This is a genomic window from Micromonospora sp. 050-3 (genome assembly GCF_046549335.1).
GTDB classification, from domain to species: domain Bacteria; phylum Actinomycetota; class Actinomycetes; order Mycobacteriales; family Micromonosporaceae; genus Micromonospora; species Micromonospora trifolii.
In genome coordinates, this window is sequence record NZ_JAJPVX010000002.1 from 1018178 (window position 1) to 1036664 (window position 18487).

General features: G+C 70.2%; 17 protein-coding genes and 1 pseudogene. 14 read left to right on the forward strand and 4 right to left on the reverse strand.

What is annotated here, in order from left to right; translation table 11 throughout:
• Positions 1 to 93 precede the first annotated feature (93 nt).
• Positions 94 to 1263: a galactokinase gene (gene galK, locus ACLJOK_RS19755; protein ID WP_410820217.1), complete on the reverse strand. Its 1170-nt coding sequence runs from the start codon at positions 1261 to 1263 to the stop codon at positions 94 to 96.
• Positions 1260 to 2243, reverse strand: a complete 984-nt coding sequence (gene galE / locus ACLJOK_RS19760; protein WP_410820218.1) for a UDP-glucose 4-epimerase GalE — start codon at positions 2241 to 2243, stop codon at positions 1260 to 1262. Before galE ends, galK begins: the two co-directional genes overlap by 4 nt.
• Positions 2244 to 2438: 195 nt before the next feature.
• On the opposite strand from galE, the pseudogene ACLJOK_RS19765 reads away from it, so the two are divergent.
• The 6 genes and pseudogenes from ACLJOK_RS19765 to ACLJOK_RS19790 form a co-directional block, all read left to right on the forward strand.
• Positions 2439 to 3407 (forward strand): annotated as a pseudogene (locus ACLJOK_RS19765) (hemolysin family protein); the annotation flags it as partial.
• Between the two features lie 222 nt (positions 3408 to 3629).
• Positions 3630 to 4655 (forward strand): tryptophan--tRNA ligase, encoded by a 1026-nt coding sequence (gene trpS, locus ACLJOK_RS19770; protein ID WP_210784770.1) that lies wholly within the window; start codon positions 3630 to 3632, stop codon positions 4653 to 4655.
• A gap of 25 nt (positions 4656 to 4680) precedes the next feature.
• Positions 4681 to 5250: a 2'-5' RNA ligase family protein gene (locus ACLJOK_RS19775; protein ID WP_410820219.1), complete on the forward strand. Its 570-nt coding sequence runs from the start codon at positions 4681 to 4683 to the stop codon at positions 5248 to 5250.
• 124 nt (positions 5251 to 5374) lie between these two features.
• Complete coding sequence (locus tag ACLJOK_RS19780) at positions 5375 to 6301, forward strand: YihY/virulence factor BrkB family protein (RefSeq protein ID WP_410820220.1); 927 nt, start codon at positions 5375 to 5377, stop codon at positions 6299 to 6301.
• Complete coding sequence (locus ACLJOK_RS19785; RefSeq protein ID WP_354940927.1) at positions 6301 to 6687, forward strand: GntR family transcriptional regulator; 387 nt, start codon at positions 6301 to 6303, stop codon at positions 6685 to 6687. Before ACLJOK_RS19780 ends, ACLJOK_RS19785 begins: the two co-directional genes overlap by 1 nt.
• Positions 6688 to 6768: 81 nt before the next feature.
• Positions 6769 to 7206: a hypothetical protein gene (locus tag ACLJOK_RS19790; RefSeq protein WP_091394593.1), complete on the forward strand. Its 438-nt coding sequence runs from the start codon at positions 6769 to 6771 to the stop codon at positions 7204 to 7206.
• A gap of 154 nt (positions 7207 to 7360) precedes the next feature.
• On the opposite strand, the gene ACLJOK_RS19795 is transcribed toward ACLJOK_RS19790, so the two are convergent.
• Together ACLJOK_RS19795 and ACLJOK_RS19800 are read right to left on the reverse strand one after the other, a co-directional pair.
• Complete coding sequence (locus ACLJOK_RS19795) at positions 7361 to 8995, reverse strand: glycoside hydrolase family 13 protein (RefSeq protein WP_410820221.1); 1635 nt, start codon at positions 8993 to 8995, stop codon at positions 7361 to 7363.
• A 32-nt stretch (positions 8996 to 9027) separates the two neighbouring features.
• On the reverse strand, positions 9028 to 10074 hold the full coding sequence (locus ACLJOK_RS19800; protein WP_238680467.1) for a LacI family DNA-binding transcriptional regulator: 1047 nt from the start codon (positions 10072 to 10074) through the stop codon (positions 9028 to 9030).
• Positions 10075 to 10272: 198 nt separating this feature from the next.
• On the opposite strand from ACLJOK_RS19800, the gene ACLJOK_RS19805 reads away from it, so the two are divergent.
• The 8 genes from ACLJOK_RS19805 (at position 10273) to ACLJOK_RS19840 (ending at position 18484) form a co-directional block, all read left to right on the forward strand.
• Positions 10273 to 11520 (forward strand): extracellular solute-binding protein, encoded by a 1248-nt coding sequence (locus ACLJOK_RS19805; RefSeq protein ID WP_410820222.1) that lies wholly within the window; start codon positions 10273 to 10275, stop codon positions 11518 to 11520.
• A complete protein-coding gene (locus tag ACLJOK_RS19810; RefSeq protein ID WP_410820223.1) occupies positions 11520 to 13163 on the forward strand; it encodes an ABC transporter permease subunit in 1644 nt (547 codons plus the stop codon). The genes ACLJOK_RS19805 and ACLJOK_RS19810 overlap by 1 nt, the downstream gene beginning before the upstream one ends.
• Positions 13160 to 14053 (forward strand): sugar ABC transporter permease, encoded by an 894-nt coding sequence (locus ACLJOK_RS19815; RefSeq protein WP_410820224.1) that lies wholly within the window; start codon positions 13160 to 13162, stop codon positions 14051 to 14053. The genes ACLJOK_RS19810 and ACLJOK_RS19815 overlap by 4 nt, the downstream gene beginning before the upstream one ends.
• 171 nt (positions 14054 to 14224) lie before the next feature.
• Positions 14225 to 14947 (forward strand): glycosyltransferase family 2 protein, encoded by a 723-nt coding sequence (locus tag ACLJOK_RS19820; RefSeq protein WP_410820225.1) that lies wholly within the window; start codon positions 14225 to 14227, stop codon positions 14945 to 14947.
• Complete coding sequence (locus ACLJOK_RS19825) at positions 14944 to 15354, forward strand: hypothetical protein (protein ID WP_410820226.1); 411 nt, start codon at positions 14944 to 14946, stop codon at positions 15352 to 15354. The genes ACLJOK_RS19820 and ACLJOK_RS19825 overlap by 4 nt, the downstream gene beginning before the upstream one ends.
• A gap of 4 nt (positions 15355 to 15358) precedes the next feature.
• Positions 15359 to 16729, forward strand: a complete 1371-nt coding sequence (locus ACLJOK_RS19830; protein ID WP_410820227.1) for a hypothetical protein — start codon at positions 15359 to 15361, stop codon at positions 16727 to 16729.
• A 69-nt stretch (positions 16730 to 16798) separates the two neighbouring features.
• On the forward strand, positions 16799 to 17140 hold the full coding sequence (locus ACLJOK_RS19835) for a hypothetical protein (protein WP_091397247.1): 342 nt from the start codon (positions 16799 to 16801) through the stop codon (positions 17138 to 17140).
• A 276-nt stretch (positions 17141 to 17416) separates the two neighbouring features.
• Complete coding sequence (locus tag ACLJOK_RS19840) at positions 17417 to 18484, forward strand: BMP family protein (protein WP_238680491.1); 1068 nt, start codon at positions 17417 to 17419, stop codon at positions 18482 to 18484.
• Positions 18485 to 18487: the final 3 nt, after the last annotated feature.

The following is an 18487-nucleotide window of genomic DNA, read 5'->3' on the forward strand; positions in this document are numbered from 1 at the left end:
TTCCAGGAAGTAGTGGCCTCGCCCGTTGGGCGAGGCCACTACTTCCATGAACAAGCACGATCTCCACCCCCGGGTGGGTGGGGAGCGGTCGGGTCAGGGCAGGCGGGTGGCGCCGGGGGAGGGGAGGACCGTCACGGTGGCGGGTGCGGTGAAACCTCGTTGCGCGTACGCGGCGGTCACGGCGGTGGCTACCGCGTCGGCACTGTCGGCCTCGATCAGCGCGAGCACACAACCGCCGAAGCCGCCGCCGGTCATCCGGGCGCCCAGCGCGCCGGCCGCCAACGCCGCCTCGACCGCGGTGTCGATCTCCGGCACGGTGATCTCGAAGTCGTCGCGCATCGAGACGTGGGAGGCGGTCAGCAGCGGGCCGATGTCGCGGACCCGGGCGGCGCGCAGCAGCGCCACAGTGTCCAGTACGCGCTGGTCCTCGGTCACCACGTGCCGGACCCGTCGCCGGGTCTCCTCGTCGTCGAGTTGTGCCAACGCGGCGTCGAGTTGGTCGACGCCCACGTCGCGCAGGGCGGCAACGCCGAGCGCGCTGGCCCCGGCCTCGCAGGAGCGACGGCGGGCCGCGTACTCCCCGTCGGCGTGGCGGTGCGGCGCCCGGCTGTCGATGACCAGCACAGCCAGCCCGTCAGCGTCCAGGTCGAACGGGATGTGCTCGACCGACTCGTCGCGACAGTCGAGGAAGAGGGCGTGCCCAGCGCGGCAACGGATCGCCGCGGACTGGTCCATGATGCCGGTCGGCGCGCCCACGTAGACGTTCTCCGCCCGTTGCGCCAGCCGGGGTTGTAGTTCCGGGGCGAGCTCCAGCCCGCCGAGGTCCAGCAGGGCAGCCAGCACTGCCGACTCCAGCGCGGCCGAGGAGGAGAGCCCGGCGCCCAGCGGCACGTCGGAGGCGATCGCCAGCCGGGCACCCGGCACCCGGTGGCCGGCCTCGCGCAGCGCCCAGACCACACCCGCGACGTACGCGCCCCAGCCGGTGACTCGACCCGGTTCGGCGACGTCGTCCGCGCCGAACGTGATCGCCTCGCCGGAGAGCTCGGACCAGGCAGTCCAGTGCTCCCCGTCCTGCCGGTCGGCAGCGACGACGGTGCGCATCGGGAGCGCGAACGGCAGCACGAACCCTTCGTTGTAGTCGGTGTGCTCACCGATCAGGTTGACCCGGCCCGGGGCCGCCCAGCGGCCGGCAGCCTCGCCACCGAACTGCGCGGAGAAGGCGGCGGCGGCCCGCTCGGCGACGTCACCACTCGGGTCGGTCATGACTGCCCCAGGATGTGCGTGCGGTAGAACGCCCAGGCATCCCCGACCATGTCGTGCAGGGTCGGCTTCTGCGGCACCCAGCCCAGCTCCTCGCGGGCCAGCGCGGAGGACGCGACCAACTCGGCCGGGTCGCCCTCGCGGCGCGGCGCGACCTCGACGGGCAGTTGGTGCCCGGTGACCTCGCGGACCACGTCGACGACCTGGCGGTTGGTGAAACCGTTGCCGTTGCCCAGGTTGTAGATCCGGTGCTGGCCGCTGGTGGCCGCTTCCAGCGCCAGCAGATGCGCGCGGGCCAGGTCGGCGACGTGGATGTAGTCGCGGACGCAGGTGCCGTCAACTGTGGGGTAGTCGTCTCCGAAGAGCTGGAGCTTCTCCCGCCGGCCGGCGGCGACGTCCAGCGCGATCGGGATCAGGTGCGTCTCCGGGTCGTGCCGCTCGCCGAGCGTGATGTCGCCGTCGAGGTGGGCGCCGGCCACGTTGAAGTAGCGCAGCGACACGGCGGCCAGCCCGTGCGCGATCGCCTCGGAGGTGAGTGCCATGTCGGCGGCGAGCTTGGTGGCACCGTACGTGTTTGTGGGTGCCTTGACCGCGTTTTCGGTGATGGGCAGCTCGGTGGGGTTGCCGTAGACGGCGGCGGTGGAGGAGAAGACCATCCGGGGCACCCCGGCGGCCCGGACCGCGTCGATCAGGGCGAGCGTTCCGATGGTGTTGTTCTGCCAGTACAGCTCCGGCTTGACCATCGACTCGCCGGCGGCGATCAGGGCGGCGAAGTGCAGCACCCCGTCGAACCCGGCGGCCGCGGTGATGACCTGGGCGGCGTCGTGGATGGACGCCTCCACGTGGGTGGCGTCCGGGGCGAGGGCCTCGCGGTGGCCGGTGCGCAGGTCGTCCAGGATGACCACCTGGTGACCCGCGTCCAGCAGCATCCGGGTCACCACGCTCCCGATGAAGCCGGCGCCCCCGGTGACGAGCAGTTTCACGTCGTTGCCTCCTGCCTGGCCCGCCCGGGACGTGGCCCTTCGGTGATCACACTAGGGCGGTGGTCGGCGCTCTCGCCGCTGCCACCGTCAACCCCATTCCATCATAATCTCTCATGATTAAACAGAGCCGAACATCTGCCCGCCGCTCCGCGTGATCCCCGGTGCGGTGGGCCCACGGTGTCTACCATCTCTGTCATGCGGGAAGCGGCCCGTACCGGGCTCCGGCGACACGCGCGGGCACACCCCCGCCGCGACCCTGGCCCGCTCGCCCGGGCCGTCGCCCGGGTGCTGGTTCGCGCCGCGGATGGCGCCACCCGACTCGTCACCGATCTGCTCGGGACCGGTCCGACGGCCGGCCGGGAGCACATCTCCGAGGCCGATCTGCGGGATCTGGTCGCGGCGAACAGGGTTCTCGACCCGGACGAGCGGCGGATCATCGACGAGGTCCTGGTGGCCGGTGCCAGTCTGATCCGCGAGGTGATGATGCCGCGCACCGAGGTGGTCTTCCTCCCGGCGCGGCTGACCATCGTCGAAGCCGCCCGACTGGTCCGCGCCGAGACGCACACCCGCTACCCGGTCACCGACGGCACGCACGACGACGTGATCGGCTTCGTGCACCTGCGTGACGTGCTGCTGCGCCCCGACGCCGACCCGTGCGTCACCGTCGGCGAGTTGGCCCGGGAGGTGAAGCGGCTCCCGGGCAGCAAACGGGTGCTCGCCGCGCTGACCGAGATGCGCCGGGAGGGCCAGCACCTCGCGGTGGTGGTCGACGAGTACGGCGGCACGGCCGGGATCGTCACCCTGGAGGATCTCATCGAGGAGTTGATCGGCGAGATCCACGACGAGTACGACGCCACTCCGGACCCGGTTCACGCCGGCCTGCCCGCCGTGGTGGACGGCCGTCTCAACCTCGCTGACTTCGCCGAGCGGACCGGTGTGGCACTACCCGCCGGACCGTACGAGACGGTGGGCGGGTTCGTCATGGCCGCGCTGGGTCGGCTCCCGGTGACCGGCGACGAGGTGCCGGTGCCGGGTGAGCCCGCCGAGGTCGGCGCGCCCGATCCGGCCGAGCTTCCGGCCGGCTGGCTGCTGCGGGTGCTCACGTTGGACGGCCGCCGGGTGGCCCAACTGGCCGTCTCCGCAGCCCGCACCACCGAACAGAGCACCGGGCGGCGCCGCGAGTACGACGCCGCGTCGGCCTCGGCGGGCGGCCACGAGCAGGTCCGAAAGCCGATGGCGGGGCAGCACCGCCGGGTCGCTGTCGGGCCGACGCGCCGGGTCGGCGCGGGCGAACCACGCGAGGTCAGCACCCCGGCACCGGCGGGCCGGAGCCGACCCGCCGGCCCGTCATGACGGACCGGGTTGCTTGCTGACAGAATTATCGCCATGTCCGACGTTCCCGCCCGGCCCCGCGTCTTCTCCGGCATCCAGCCGACAGCCGACTCGTTCCACCTCGGCAACTATCTCGGCGCGGTGCGGCACTGGGTGGCGCTACAGGACACCCACGACGCGTTCTACTGCGTGGTGGATCTGCACGCCATCACCGCAGGGCACGATCCGGCACTGCTGCGCCAGCGGACCCGGGTGGCGGCGGCCCAGCTCTTCGCGGTCGGGCTCGACCCGGAACGCAGCACCCTGTTCGTCCAGTCGCAGGTGCCCGAGCACCCGCAGCTGGCCTGGGTGCTCGGCTGCATCACCGGCTTCGGCGAGGCCAGCCGGATGACCCAGTTCAAGGACAAGTCGCAGAAGCAGGGTAACGAGCGGGCCAGCGTCGGGCTGTTCACCTACCCGGTCCTCCAGGCCGCCGACATCCTGCTCTACCAGGCCAACGCGGTGCCGGTCGGCGAGGACCAGCGCCAGCATCTGGAGCTCTCCCGGGATCTTGCCCAGCGCTTCAACTCGCTGTTCGGCGCGACGTTCACGGTGCCCGCGCCGCACATCGTCAAGGACACTGCCAAGATCACCGACCTCCAGGACCCGACCGCGAAGATGTCGAAGTCGTCGTCCTCACCGGCCGGCATCATCGACCTGCTGGACGATCCGGCTCGGTCCGCGAAGAAGATCCGTTCGGCGGTGACCGACACCGGTCGCGAGATCGTCTTCGACGCCGAGACCAAGCCGGGTGTGTCCAACCTGTTGACCATTTATTCGGCGCTCAGCGGTCGCGGCATCGACGAGCTGGTGGCCGCTTACGCGGGCCGCGGCTACGGCGATCTGAAGAAGGAACTGGCCGAGGTGGTGACGGACTTCGTCCGGCCGATCCAGGAGCGCACCCGCGCCTACCTCGACGATCCGGCGCAGTTGGACAAGCTGCTCGCGGCCGGCGCGGAGAAGGCCCGTGCGGTGGCCGCGACGACCCTGCGGTCCGCGTACGAGCGGGTCGGGTTCTTCCCGCCCGTGCGCGGCGAGTAGCTGCGCGGTACAGGTGGACGGCTCGGTGGTCGGAGGGGCGGCGCGAAGCGTGGATCGCAGTGGCGGGGTGCCGCCGACCGGCGACACCATCCAGATCGGCATCGCGGTGGACATCCCCGAGCCGTGGGGTGCCCTCCTCACCCGGCGGCGGGTCGAGGCCGGTGACCCGTTGGCGGTGCCCGCGCACGTGACGTTGCTCGGGCCCACCGAGATCCGGACGGCCAACCTGCCGGCGGTCGAGCGGCACCTGGCCGCCGTCGCCGCCTCGCACCTGCCGTTCACGCTGCACCTGCGGGGCACCGGCACGTTCCGTCCGGTCACCCAGGTGGTGTTCGTCGCGGTGGCGGCCGGGATCAGCGAGTGCGAGCTGCTGGCCGCGGCCATCGCCGCGGCGCCGGGCCTGCACCGCGAACTCCGGTTCCCGTACCATCCGCACGTCACAGTGGCTCAGGACGTGGCACCGGAGGCCCTGGACAAGGTGTACGAGGATCTGGCCGACTTCTCCGCGATGTTCGAGGTCGACGGGTTCACCCTCTTCTCGCACAGCGGGCAGGCCAGGTGGCAGCCGCGTCGGGACTTCTGCCTCGGCAACTGAAGCGCCGGCAACCAGACCGCCGGCAACCGAACCGCCAGCACCTGAAGCGTCGGCGACGCGCCGGCCGGCGAGCATCGGGAGCCGGTTGCCACTACAGCGGTGGGAGATCGGCGAGGATGATCGCGTGAACGTGATCGGCCAGATCGAGGCGGGCATCGACCGCTGGGTGAGCGCCGCGCGCCACCGGTCGGGGCTCTTCGATCATGTGTGGCGGGCCGGCGTGTTGTACGGCGAGGTGCTGGCCGGCCGGTTGGCCGCCGCGATCGCCTACTACGGCTTCTTCGCGGTGTTCGCCCTCGCCCTGGTGGCGTTCTCCATCTTCGGCGCGATCCTGGAGGACAACGACGAGGTCAGCGCGGCGGCGGCCGACTTCCTCAAGGAGAATCTGCCGTTCCTGGACGCCGAGCAGATCGCCAACTCCAGCGGCACTGTCGGTGTGGTCGGCCTGGTCATCCTCGTCTTCACCGGGATCGGCTGGGTGGAGGCCATCCGGTCCTCGCAGCGGTTGATGTACAAGCTCAACCAGCAGCCGGGCAATCTGGTGGTGCGGCGGCTCGTCGACCTGGGCGTGATGATCGGCGTCTTCGTGCTGCTCGGCGTCTCGGTCGCGGCGGTGGACGCGCTGGAGTCGTTGCTGCGTTTCCTGCTGCGCAGCACCGGGTCGGTGGGTCTGACCACCATCAGCGCGGTACTCAGCGTGGTGGTCAACACAGTGCTCGCCACCGCGTTGCTGCTGGCCGTGCCCCGGCTGCGGATGAGCCGGTCCCGGCTGCGCCCGGTGGTGGTGCTGGTGGCGGTCGGTATCACGCTGCTGAACACAGTAGGGCGGTACTACGTGGTGCGGACCGAGCGGAACCCCGCGTACACCGTGGTGGCCGGCGCCGTCGGTCTGCTGCTCTACCTCTACCTGCTCAACCAGTTGGTGCTGTTCGGCGCGGCGCTCCTGGCGACCAGCACCAACGGCCGAGTGGTGGACCTGGCGGAAACCCCAGCGCCACCGAAGGATGTCGACGAGGGCATCGACCCCGGTACGCCGGGCGGTGGAGGCTGATGACGGAAGGCGCGCAGGTGCTGATCTCGGTCGACTCGGACTCGTCGGTGCCCCCGTACGAGCAGGTGCGCGTGCAGCTCGCCGAGCTGATCGGCGACGGGCGGTTGCCGGTGGGCAGCCGACTGCCGACCGTCCGGCAGCTCGCCGCCGACCTGCGGTTGGCCGCGAACACCGTGGCCCGCGCCTACCGGGAGTTGGAGGCGGCCGGGCTGCTGGAGACCCGGGGGCGCAACGGCACCTTCGTCGCCCCCGGACGGGACGACGCCGTCGACCGGTTGCAGCGCGCGGCGGCCGGCTACGCGGCGGAGGCGGCCCGGCTCGGCGTGCCGACGGCCACCGCACTCGCGCTGGTTCGCGCCGCCCTGGACGCCGTCCGCCCCGGCTGACCGGCCGCCGATCGACAGTCGGACGGGCGATAACTGAGCAGAACGGCGTCGGCGCTCGCGTTCGCGGACCATGATGAGCCGGTGGGCGCACTCATGACACTGGACCTGCCGGCGGACTCACCGCTCCTCGGCCTGCCGTGGATCATCACCTTCGGTCCGCTCGGTGATCTCGACGAGTGGGAGCCGGTGGTCTGCGGGCCGTACGAGCGACCGCACGCGTTGGCCCTGGCCGAGGCGGTGGTGGCTGAGGAGCAACTGATGGCCGTGGTGGAGCCGTTGCTGCCGGCGCTGTCCGCCGACGAGATCCGCAGCGAGATCGCCGCCGCGCAGGTTGCCGCCGAGGACGAGGCCCGTCAGGTGGAGGGGGCCGACCTGTACGGGGACTTCGAGGACGTGATCGACGAGGAGTTGGACGCGGCAGCCGACGAGGCCGGCCACGGTGAGCCCGCCGAACCGCCGGACGAGGCCGAGGTACGCGCCGGTTTCACCCGGATCGCGGCGTTGCTCACCGCGAAGTGACGACCTGGGTTGCTGTACACGGACACCGGCGCCACGCGGAGCGGACTCCGCGCGGCGCCGGTGGCACCTCACCCCCCACCACAAGGGGTCGGTAGCCCAGTCGCCCGTCGGCGCGGGGCACGACGAACGACCAGGTCGAGAACGAGTTACCCGTTCAGGGCCGTTCCAACCAGACTGCCGCGTCAATTGGCAGCAGCTGACCGGAGCCCTGTTCGGTGAGCTCGTCGCTGGAAACGAGCGGCTGACCGTACCCGTCGATCACTACCGGAGCGCCGCTGAAGTTGACCACGCAGGTCAGCACTGTCGCGCCGGCGGAGCGGGAGAAGGCCAGCACGCCCGGCTCGCTCTCCCGCCAGGTGACCTCGTCGGCGTCGAGGGCGAGCGCGGGATGAACGCGGCGGATCCGCAGGGCGGCCCGGTACAGCTCCAGGGTCGAGCCGGGCACATCGGTCTGCGCGGTGACGGACAGCGCCTGCCAAACCGCCGGGGCAGGTAGCCAGCTCAGCTCGCTGCCGGCCGGCCCGAAGCCGTACGGGGCCAGCTCGCCGCTCCACGGGATGGGCACCCGGCAGCCGTCGCGGCTCTCGCCGGTGCGCAGGAACGCCGGATCCTGGCGCAGTTCGTCGGGGAGGTCGAGGACCTCCGGCAGGCCCAGTTCCTCGCCCTGGTAGAGGTAGGCGCAGCCGGGCAGGGCGAGCATCAGCAGGCTGGCGGCCCGGGCCCGGCGCAGCCCTTCGACGCCGTCGCCGTAACGGGTGACGTGCCGCTGCTTGTCGTGGTTGGACAGCACCCAGGTGGTCGGCGCCCCGACCACTGTCGCCTCGGCCAACGCGGTGTCGATCACCTTGCGGAACGAGTCGGCCGACCAGGTGGCGTCGAGGAAGTCGAAGCTGAACGCCTGATGCAGCTCGTCCGGGCCGATGTAGCGGGCCAGGCGCTGTGGCGTCTCGGCCCACGCCTCGGCGACCGCCATCCGACCGCCCGGGTAGCTGTCCAGGATGGGCCGCCAGGCCCGGTAGATTTCGTGCACCTCGTCCTGGTCGAAGTACGGCAGCCGGCCCTTGCCGAGCAGTTCGACCTGGCGCTGGCCGGTAGTGGCCGAGCTGAAGCCGACGTCCGGCAGCCCTTCCGCCTTGATCATGCCGTGCGCCACGTCGACGCGGAATCCGTCGACGCCCCGGTCCAGCCAGAACCGCAGCACGTCCTCGAACTCGGAGCGGACCTCCGGGTGGCGCCAGTTCAGGTCCGGCTGCGACCTGTCGAACAGGTGCAGATACCACTGACCGTCAGCGATCCGGGTCCAGGCGGGGCCGCCGAAGATGCTCTCCCAGTCGTTCGGAGGCAACTCGCCGTGCGCGCCCCGGCCGTCGGCGAAGAGGTAGCGGGCCCGCTCCGGTGAGCCGGGGCCGGCGGCGAGCGCGGCGGTGAACCAGTGGTGCGCGCTGGAGGTGTGGTTGGGCACCAGGTCGACGATGATCCGCAGGCCGTGGGCGTGCGCGTCGCTGATCATCGCGTCGAAGTCGGCGAGGGTGCCGAACATCGGGTCGACGTCGCGGTAGTCGGCCACGTCGTACCCGCCGTCGATCATCGGCGACGTGTAGAAGGGGGTCAGCCAGAGCGCGTCCACCCCGAGGTCGCGCAGGTACGGCAGGCGCTGCCGGATGCCCTGGAGGTCGCCGGTGCCGTCGCCGTCGCTGTCGGCGAAGCTGCGGACGTACACCTGGTAGACGACCGCGGAGCGCCACCAGTCGTCGTCGGTGGCGTGCGGCGGGGTGGCGGTGCTGATCATTCGAGCAATATGCCGGCCCGCCGCTGCAAGAGTCAAGCAGATCTTGCGTAAGACAGGCGGGCGGAACTCGGCGCGACAGCTGTGGAACCGCGCACCACCAGCTCCGGGCGGAACAGGTACTCCGAGTGCGGGGCGCCGTGCCCGTTGATCTCGTCCACCAGAGCGCGGACGGCGGCCACCGCCATCGCCGTGACAGGTTGCCGCATCGTGGTCAGCGGCGGGTCGGTGAAGGCCATCAGCGGGGAGTCGTCGTAGCCGACCACGGAGAGGCCGTCGGGGACGTTGAGGCCGCGTTGGCGGGCGGCCCGGATCGCGCCGAGCGCCATCAGGTCCGAGCCGCAGACCACGCCGGTGACGCCGCGGTCCAGCAGGCGGCCGGCCGCCGCCTCGCCACCCTCCACTCCGAACAGTGACAGCTCGGCCAGCGGACCCAGGTCAGCCTCGGCGACGCCGGCCAGTCGGGTCATCGCGGAGCGCCAGCCGGCCACCTTGCGCTGCACCGGAACGAACCGGTCCGGGCCGGTGATCAGGCCGATCCGCCGGTGCCCGAGCGCGACCAGGTGGGCGACGGCCAGCTCGGCCGCCTCCCGGTCGTCGCAGGAGACGAAGGGCGCGCCGATGCCGGGTACGTACCCGTTGATCATCACGACCGGCAACGGCCGGGCGAGCAGCGCCCGGTAGCGGTCGTGGTTGGCGGCCGTGTCGGCGTGCAGGCCGGAGACGAAGACGATCCCGGAGACCTGCCGGTCCAGCAGCATCTCCACGTACTCGTCCTCGGTCACGCCGCCGGCGGTCTGGGTGCAGAGCACCGGTGTGAACCCGCTCTGCGCCAGTGTGGACTCGATGACCTGGGCGAAGGCGGGGAAGATCGGGTTGTCCAGCTCCGGCACCACCAGGCCGACCAGCCCGGCGCTGCGCTTGCGCAGCCGGGCCGGGCGCTCGTACCCGAGCACGTCGAGGGCGGTGAGGACGGCCTGCCGGGTCTCCGGGGCCACGCCGGGGCGGTCGTTGAGCACCCGCGACACCGTGGCCTCGCTGACTTCGGCCTGCTGGGCGATGTCGGACAGTCGAGCGCGCATGGCGGCACTTTAGCCCACCGGCAAGTTCTTGCGGGGTGCTCTGCAAGCCCTTCCATTACTTGCAACGTCTTGCTAACGTCCCCGCAACATGCGAGAGCAGCGGCGCAGCATCCGTGCGCCGGATGGCAAGAACTTCCAGAGGTTTCCACTGGCGGCCCGTCCTTCCCCCGGCGGACCGCCATGACGACAGGAGCACCGATGCGCATCCGTACCGCGGGTGTGGTCGCCCTCTTCGCCCTGGCGCTCGCCGCCTCGGGCTGCGGTGGCGACAGCGACGAGCCGGCCGCGAAGGACACCCCCAAGGCCGCCGGCGGCAAACTGGTGATCTGGGCGGACGACAAGCGGACCGCCGCCCTCAAGCCGTTCGCCGAGAAGTTCGGCCAGGAGAACGGCGTCACCGTCGAGGTCCAGGCCGTCAGCAAGGACCTCCAGACCAACTTCGTCACCGCGTCCCAGCAGGGCAGCGGGCCGGACGTGGTGGTCGGCGCGCACGACTGGATCGGCAACCTGGTGCAGAACGGCGCCATCGACCCGGTGCAGCTCGCCGCCGAGCAGAAGAGCGCCTTCAACGCGACAGCCATCAAGGCGGTCACCTTCAACGGCCAGCTCTACGGAGTTCCGTACGCGCAGGAGAACCTGGCGTTGATCCGCAACACCGAGCTGGCCCCGGAGGCGCCGAAGACCATCGAGGACCTGGTCGCCACCGGCAGGACGCTCAAGGCGTCGAAGAAGGCCACCGAGACGCTCTGCCTCCAGGTCGGCCAGAACGGCGACGCGTACCACATCTACCCGCTGTACACCTCGGCCGGCGGTTACCTCTTCGGGACCGGCCCCAACGGGGACTACGACCCGAAGGACCTGGGCGTGGGCAAGCCCGAGTCGATCGAAGCCTTCAAGAAGATCGGCGCGCTCGGCGAGAAGGGCGCGGGCGTGCTCAAGCGCTCCATCGCCGACACCAACTCGATCGCCACCTTCACCGGCAAGAAGTGCGCGTACCTGGTCTCCGGGCCGTGGGCCGTGGCCGACGTGAAGAAGGCCAACATCAAGTACGACATCTCGGCGATCCCCGGCTTCGCCGGCGGCAAGGAGGCCCAGCCGTTCGTGGGCGTGCAGGCGTTCTACGTCGCCGCCAAGGGCAAGAACAAGGCGCTGGCCCAGGAGTTCGTGGCCAACTACACCACCACTCCCGAGCTGGCCGTCGCGCTGTACAACGCCGAGCCCCGGCCGCCGGCGCTGACCGCCGCCCTCGACCAGGTCAAGGGCACCGACCCGGACCTGGCCAAGTTCCAGGAGGCGGGCAAGAACGGGCAGGTGCTTCCGGCCATCCCGGCGATGGCGGCGATCTGGGACCCGTTCGGCAAGGCCGAGGCAGCCGTCATCGGCGGGGCAGACCCGACCAGCACCATCACCGCGGCCGGCAAGACCATCTCCGGCCAGATCAAGTAATGAGTACGCCGCTGTCCGGCCCGGGGTCTGCCACGCAGACCCCGGGCCGGGAGCCCGCCGGCTCCCGCCCCCCGCGCTCTCGTCCGTCGCGAACCCGCGACGACGCGCCGATCACAGTGACCGGGCTCGCCGGCAAGGTGCTCCTGCTCGGCCTGACCGCCGGTGTCGCGGTCTGGGCGGCGTTCCCGCTCATCTCCGCCGGCATGTGGCCCGGCCTGGCACTGCTGGCGGCGTCCACCGCCGGGCTGTTCTACCTGTACCTCACCCGCCGGCACATCCCGGCCAAGTATCTGGTCCCGGGAACCCTGTTCCTGATCGCCTTCCAGGTCTTCCCGGTGCTCTACACCGCCAGCACCGCCTTCACCAACTTCGGCGACGGGCACCGGGGCAGCAAGGACGACGCGATCGTCGCCATCGGGTCCTCGTCGGTCACCCAGGTACCCGGGTCCGCCGAATACGCCCTGTCCATCGCCACCAAAGGCGACCCGGCCACCGGTGCGCTGGTCTTCCTGGTCACCGACCCGGGCACCGGCGCTGTCTCCGTCGGCGACACCGACGGGCTGCGCCGACTCGACCCCGCCGACGTCACTGTCGCCACCGGTGGCCGGGTCACCGCCGCCGACGGGTACACAGTGCTGACCGTCGGCCAGGCCAGCTCCCGCAGCAAGGAGATCACCGACCTGGTGGTGCCCACCCCGGGCGGCGCGGTGCGCTCCAGCGGACTGTCCCGCGCGTACGAGGGCAAGGCGGTGCGGGCGTACGACGCCGGCTGCGACTGCGTCCGGGACGCCGAGACCGGCCAGACCTGGACCGCCGACGCCGAGGCGGGCGCCTTCGTCGCCGCCGACGGTGAGCGGCTGGCCCAGGGCTGGAAGGTCAACGTCGGGCTGACCAACTTCACCCGGGTGCTCACCGACGAGAACATCTCCGGCCCGTTCCTGAGCAGTCTCATCTGGAACTTCGCCTTCGCCATCGGCTCCACCGGCGGAACGTTCCTGCTCGGCATGCTGATCGCCCTGGTCCTGCACTCGCCCCGGATGCGCGGCACCAACTTCTACCGGGTGCTGCTCGTCCTGCCGTACGCCATGCCGTCGTTCGCGATGCTGCTGGCCTGGCGGGACATGTTCAACGCCGACTTTGGGCTGATCAATAACCTGTTCGGGGTGAATGTGGACTGGTTCGGGCAGGCGTGGACGGCCCGCTTCGCGGTAATCCTCGTGCAGCTCTGGCTCGGCTACCCGTACATGTTCCTGGTCGCCACCGGCGCGTTGCAGGCCATCCCGCGTGAGCTGACCGAGGCCACAGCGGTCGACGGGGCCTCGCCCTGGCAGTCCTTCCGCGCGGTCACCCTGCCGCTGCTGCTGGTCGCGCTCTCCCCGCTGCTGATCTCGTCGTTCGCGTTCAACTTCAACAACTTCAACGCGATCTACCTGACCACCGAGGGTGCGCCCTTCCCCGCCGACAACCCGGCCAACGGCGCCACCGACCTGCTCATCACGTACACCTACCGGCTGGCCTTCGGCGGGCAGGGCGCGCAGTTCGGCTTCGCCGCCGCGATCTCACTGTTCATCTTCGCCATCGTCGCGGTGGTCTCCGCGGTGAGCTTCCGGCGGACCCGCCAACAGGAAGAGGTGTACGCGTGAGCGCGGTCAACCGCAACCTCAACCGGACCGGCCGGCGGCGTGGTCGCTGGTTCGCCCAGGTCGGCTGGCGGCATCTGGTGGCCCTGCTCGGCGTCCTGTTCAGCCTCTTCCCGATTGTGTTCGTGCTCTCCGCCGCACTGAACCCGCTCGGCACGTTGTCCACCACCGAGTTGGTGCCGACCGGCGGGGTGTCGCTCGGCAACTTCGGTGGACTGTTCGAGCGAACCGCGTTCGGGCAGTGGTTCCTCAACTCGCTGCTGATCGCCGGGGTGGCGTCGTTCGCGTCGGTGTTCCTCTCGGCGCTCGCCGCGTACGCGTTCTCCCGGATGCGGTTCCGTGGCCGCCGGGTGGGGCTGCTCTCGCTGCTGCTGATCCAGATGTTCCCGCAGTTCCTGGCGATCGTGGCGATCTACCTGATCTTCGGCACGATCACCGACCTGTGGCCGTCGATCGGCTTCAACACTCCCTGGGGCCTGCTGCTGCTCTACCTGGGTGGCGCACTCGGGGTGAACACCTGGTTGATGAAGGGTTTCTTCGACACGCTGCCCCGGGAGCTGGACGAGTCGGCGACCATGGACGGCGCCTCGCACGCCCAGGTCTTCTTCCGGATCATGCTGCCGCTGGTGGCGCCGATCCTGGCGGTCGCCGGGCTGCTGGCCTTCATCGGCACCATCAACGAGTTCCTGATGGCCAACGTCTTCCTCACCAGCACGGACTCCAAGACCCTGGCGGTCGGGATGTACGGCCTGTTGGAGGGCAATGAGCGCAACAACAACTTCGGCATCTTCGCGGCCGGCACCCTGCTGACCGCGATACCGACGGTACTGGTCTTCCAGTTCCTCCAGCGGTACATCGTCTCCGGGCTGACCTCGGGCGCCGTCAAGGGTTGAGGCCGGGGGGCGGTCGATCTCCGGTGGCGCGAGGTAGGGTGCTTCGGCACCGCCACGACGCTGCTCAGCGAGAGCGGGCCAGCGAACGTGTGGCGCGCCTGCTTCACTAGCCGCTGGCGGCTTCGCCGCCTCTTCATCCGCCGTCCGGTGCGGTTCCCGGGGAGAACTCTCGTGCAATTGTCGATCTTGATGCCGGTCTACAACGAAGCGGAACGCGTCGCGGAGGCCCTGAAGCAGGCCCTCGCCGTGCGGTACCCGTGCGAGATTGAGATCGTGGTGGTCGACGACGGTAGTACTGACGCAACTGCGGAGATCCTCGGTCGGTTGGATGACGCGCGGCTGCGGGTAGTGACGCACCCGCGTAACGCGGGCAAGGGCGCGGCGATCAAGACGGCCGTGGACAGCGCCCGCGGCGAGTACATGGTGATCCTGGACGCCGACCTGGAGTACGACCCACAGGACATTCCGAGGCTGCTGGCACCGGTCCTGGAAGGGCACGCGACAGTCGTCTACGGCAACCGCACCTTCGGCAGCCACAGCGCCTACAGCTTCTGGTACGTGGTCGGAAACCGAGGGGTCACCACGGCGGCGAACGTCCTGTTCAACTCCTACATCGGTGACCTGGAGACGTGCTTCAAGCTGATGCCGGTGGAGCTGTACCGGTCGCTGAACATCCGCTCCCGCGGGTTCGGCATGGAGGCCGAGGTGACTGGCAAACTGCTGCGGCGCCGGATCCGCCCCTACGACGTGCCGATCACCTACCGGGCGCGGGGCCGGGACGAGGGCAAGAAGATCACCTGGCGGGACGGGGTCGAGGCGTTGTGGATCCTGGGCCGGGAACGGGCCCGGCGTCGTCCCCACGACATCCCCGCCAAGACGCTCGCTGACCGATGACGACCACGAAACACCGGAACCCGACCACTATCGCCCGGATCGTCGTGGCGCTCGTCGGGGTGGGCTGCCTGCTCCTGACCGCCCAGGGCGCGGTGCAGGCCACCGGCCGCGGTGCTGCCCTGATGAGTGACCGGGAACACGACCTTCCCGCACTTCAGCACCAGGTGGACCTGGAGACGCTCTGGGGCCAGTTCGTCGAGCAGGTGCCCACGGGCAGCCGGATCTCGCTCACCCCGGCCCGGGCCAACAAGGACCTGTGGCGTCAGCGGTTGAGTGAGCTGGCAGTGCTGCGCGGATGTGTGGTCGTCGAGGGGGCGCCGCGGGACTACACGGTGGGCGTCGCCTCGGTGCAACGGAAGCGGCCGACCAGCGCCGGCGTGCGGCTGGTCGTACGGAAGGTCGACTGACGACATGGATCCCACCCCGGTGCTCGCCGTACTCGCCCTCCTCGTCGCCGGCTTCCCGCTGGCCTTCGCGATACTGCGCAGTCCCTTTCTCGCCCTGCTCCTCGCGCCCCTGGTGGCGGCGTTGCTGAGCACTGTCGCGGTGGTCCTGATGCTGGTCGTCGGCGGTCCACTGCCGCTCTGGCTCGCCCTGGTGGTGGCCGCCGGGGCGGTCGGCGCCTGGTGGCTGTTGCGCCGCCCCGGCGAGCCCGCACCCTACGGGCGGTGGTCGCACGCGCTGTTGATCGCGCTGCCACTGCTCCCGCCGTGCCTCATGATCTTCGAACCGGCCCACCAGTGGGACGCGCACTCGATCTGGTGGCTGCACGCCGGCTACTTCGCCAACGGGAGCGAGTACGCGCGGGCGACGATCGGCAGCCCCGCCTTCGTCTTCTCGCACACCGACTACCCGCCACTCGCCTCCGCGCCCGTCGCGGCCGTGTGGAGCGTCGTCGAGCCGGACTTCCGTACCGCCCAGCTCGTTGGCGCGCTGGTCACCGTCTCCGCGGTCGCGATGCTGGTCTACCTGGTCCGGCGGGCGCTGGGCCGGGTGTCCGCGCGGGTGGCCTGGGCGCTGGCCATCGCTGTGGGCCTGGCGACCTGGTCGGGCGTCCCGTACGCGGTGACCGGCGGGCTCGCCGACGCGCTCTGGTCCGCCGCCTTCGCCGGAGCTGTGGTGGCCCTGCTGCTCAGTGCGGAACCGCTGCGCCGACCCCTGTTGCCGCTGTTGCTGTTGACCGTCGCGGCGCTCAGTAAGAACGAGGGGCTGATCGCCGCAGCGGGCCTGGCCGTGCTGGTCACCGTGCGGGCCCGCGCCGACCTGCGGCGAGCCGCGCTGGTCTGGCTGCCGGTGCTGGCCGGGGGCGCCTGGGCGGTGCTGGCCCGCCTGTTGGACGCCCAGTCGGACATCACCAACGGCGGCTCGGGTGACCGGGGCGCGGAGGTGGTGGAGCGGTTCCAGTTCACCACCGCGGCGCTGTGGGACGTGGTCGGTCCGGTGCTGGTGGGTGCTGCCGTGGTGGCGCTGCTCGGCACGCTGTTCCTGCGAGGGCGACGGCGTGCCGCCGGGCTGGCGGCGGACGGCTGGGTGTGGGCGGCCAACGGCTACTACCTGGCTGTTCTGGTCGGGACGTACCTGTCCGGCCCGAACGACATCGAGTGGTGGCTGGCGACCTCGGTGCACCGGGTGACGCTGCCGGTGCTGCTCCTGGCTGCGGTGAGCCTCGCCGGATGGGTCGCCGTCGCGTTCGGCGGTGACAGCCGGGCGGAGTCGCAGCCGGTGCTCGACCAGCCGCGCGAGCCGGCCCTGTCGAGTGCCACCCCCACAGCGACCGGTTGATCGACTGATCCGTGCCCGTCGGCGGTTCCCACTACTACGATCCGTCGTTCATAGGGAAGTATGGCGTCCGTGGAAGCTCTCAGACTCATCCTTCTCTACGTCCATCTGATCGGGTTCGCCCTGCTGCTCGGTGGCTCGATCGCCCAGTACGCCAGTGGTCGGCTACGCATCAACCCGGCCATGCTGTGGGGCGCGGTGATCCAGTTGCTGACCGGGCTGGGCTTGTCCGCGCCGCTGCGCGACGGCGACGAGCCGGCACCGGCAAAACTTGTGACGAAGTTGGTGATCGCGCTGCTGATCTTCGTCATGGTCTTCTTCTCCCGGAAGCGGGACGTGGTCAACCGCGGTCATTTCCTCGCGATTGTTGGTCTGACCCTGGTCAACGCGGCGGTCGCGGTCTTTTGGCGGTAACGTCCGAGGAGGAAAACGCCTCCAGAAAACGGACGTTGCGGACGCCACGGCGCTCAGTTACCAGCACGAAGAGTGACTTGCCCCACGCAAGGGTTACACCCGGGTAACAGGCGCTCAACAGTCGTGCACGATTGTCGGCCGGTGGGTGGACGCGGGCGTACGCTCCCGTCCGTAACGTGGGACAGCCGGCGGCACACCCGCAGGTCGGCTGATGGCTGCCACCGCACAAGGCGCGGTGTGCAATGGGAAGGAGACGTCTTGCGCTCGGTGCGTGGGATGCGGATCGCCTCGATCTTCGCGGTGGGTGGGCTCGCGCTCACCGCCGCCGCTTGTGGCGAGGCCCCCAAGGATGACAACAACGCCGGCAGTGGCGCCAAGAAGTTCAGCGCCTGCATGGTGACCGACGTCGGCGGCATCGACGACAAGTCGTTCAACACCTCGGCCTGGAAGGGTCTGCAGGAGGCCAAGGCCGCCAACGACAACATCGACATCAAGTTCGTCGCGTCCAAGGCCGAGGCCGACTACGAGCCGAACCTGACGCAGTACGTCAACCAGAAGTGCGACTTCATCCTGGCGGTCGGTGGCCTGATGGCCAACGCCACCTCGAAGATCGCCAAGGCGAACCCGAACCAGGAGTTCGGCATCGTCGACGCGAACCCGGGTGACGCCAACGTCTACCCGATGCAGTTCGACACCGCCCAGGCCGCGTTCCAGGCCGGCTACCTCGCCGCTGGGATGAGCAAGACCGGCAAGGTGGGCACCTACGGTGGTCTGCCGATCCCGCCGGTCACCATCTTCATGGACGGCTTCGTCGACGGTGTGACGTACTACAACACCACCAAGAAGAAGAACGTCCAGGCGCTGGGTTGGAACAAGCAGACCCAGAAGGGGTCGTTCACCAACGACTTCGCCAAGCAGGACGAGGGCAAGAAGGTCTCCGACGCGCTGGTCGCCCAGGGCGCGGACATCATCATGCCGGTCGCCGGCGGCTCCGGCCTCGGCACCACCGCCGCGGCCAAGGCCTCGGGCGGCAAGTACAGCACCATCTGGGTGGACGTCGACGGCTGCGAGAGCACCCCGGACTGCGCGGCGATCATCACCACCGTGGTCAAGAACATCCCGGAGGCCGTCAAGGAGGCCGTGGTCAAGGCTGCCGCTGGCGACAAGTTGCCGGCCAACCCGGGCTTCGTCGGCACCCTGGCCAACAGCGGTGTCTCGATCGCCCCGTACCACGACTTCGACAGCAAGGTTCCGGCCGAGCTGAAGGCCGAGGTCGACAAGATCAAGGCGGACATCGCCGCCGGCACCATCACCGTCACCTCGAAGGCCCAGCCGACCAAGTGACAA

Bases quoted from the DNA above. Each gene is read 5' to 3' on its own strand.
- ACLJOK_RS19785 (WP_354940927.1), top strand. From the start codon at position 6,301: ATGACGGAAGGCGCGCAGGTGCTGATCTCGGTCGACTCGGACTCGTCG.
- ACLJOK_RS19840 (WP_238680491.1), top strand. From the start codon at position 17,417: ATGCGGATCGCCTCGATCTTCGCGGTGGGTGGGCTCGCGCTCACCGCC.
- ACLJOK_RS19805 (WP_410820222.1), top strand. From the start codon at position 10,273: ATGCGCATCCGTACCGCGGGTGTGGTCGCCCTCTTCGCCCTGGCGCTC.
- ACLJOK_RS19795 (WP_410820221.1), bottom strand. From the start codon at position 8,995: ATGATCAGCACCGCCACCCCGCCGCACGCCACCGACGACGACTGGTGG.
- galK (WP_410820217.1), bottom strand. From the start codon at position 1,263: ATGACCGACCCGAGTGGTGACGTCGCCGAGCGGGCCGCCGCCGCCTTC.
- ACLJOK_RS19810 (WP_410820223.1), top strand. From the start codon at position 11,520: ATGAGTACGCCGCTGTCCGGCCCGGGGTCTGCCACGCAGACCCCGGGC.
- ACLJOK_RS19830 (WP_410820227.1), top strand. From the start codon at position 15,359: ATGGATCCCACCCCGGTGCTCGCCGTACTCGCCCTCCTCGTCGCCGGC.
- ACLJOK_RS19800 (WP_238680467.1), bottom strand. From the start codon at position 10,074: ATGCGCGCTCGACTGTCCGACATCGCCCAGCAGGCCGAAGTCAGCGAG.
- trpS (WP_210784770.1), top strand. From the start codon at position 3,630: ATGTCCGACGTTCCCGCCCGGCCCCGCGTCTTCTCCGGCATCCAGCCG.
- ACLJOK_RS19825 (WP_410820226.1), top strand. From the start codon at position 14,944: ATGACGACCACGAAACACCGGAACCCGACCACTATCGCCCGGATCGTC.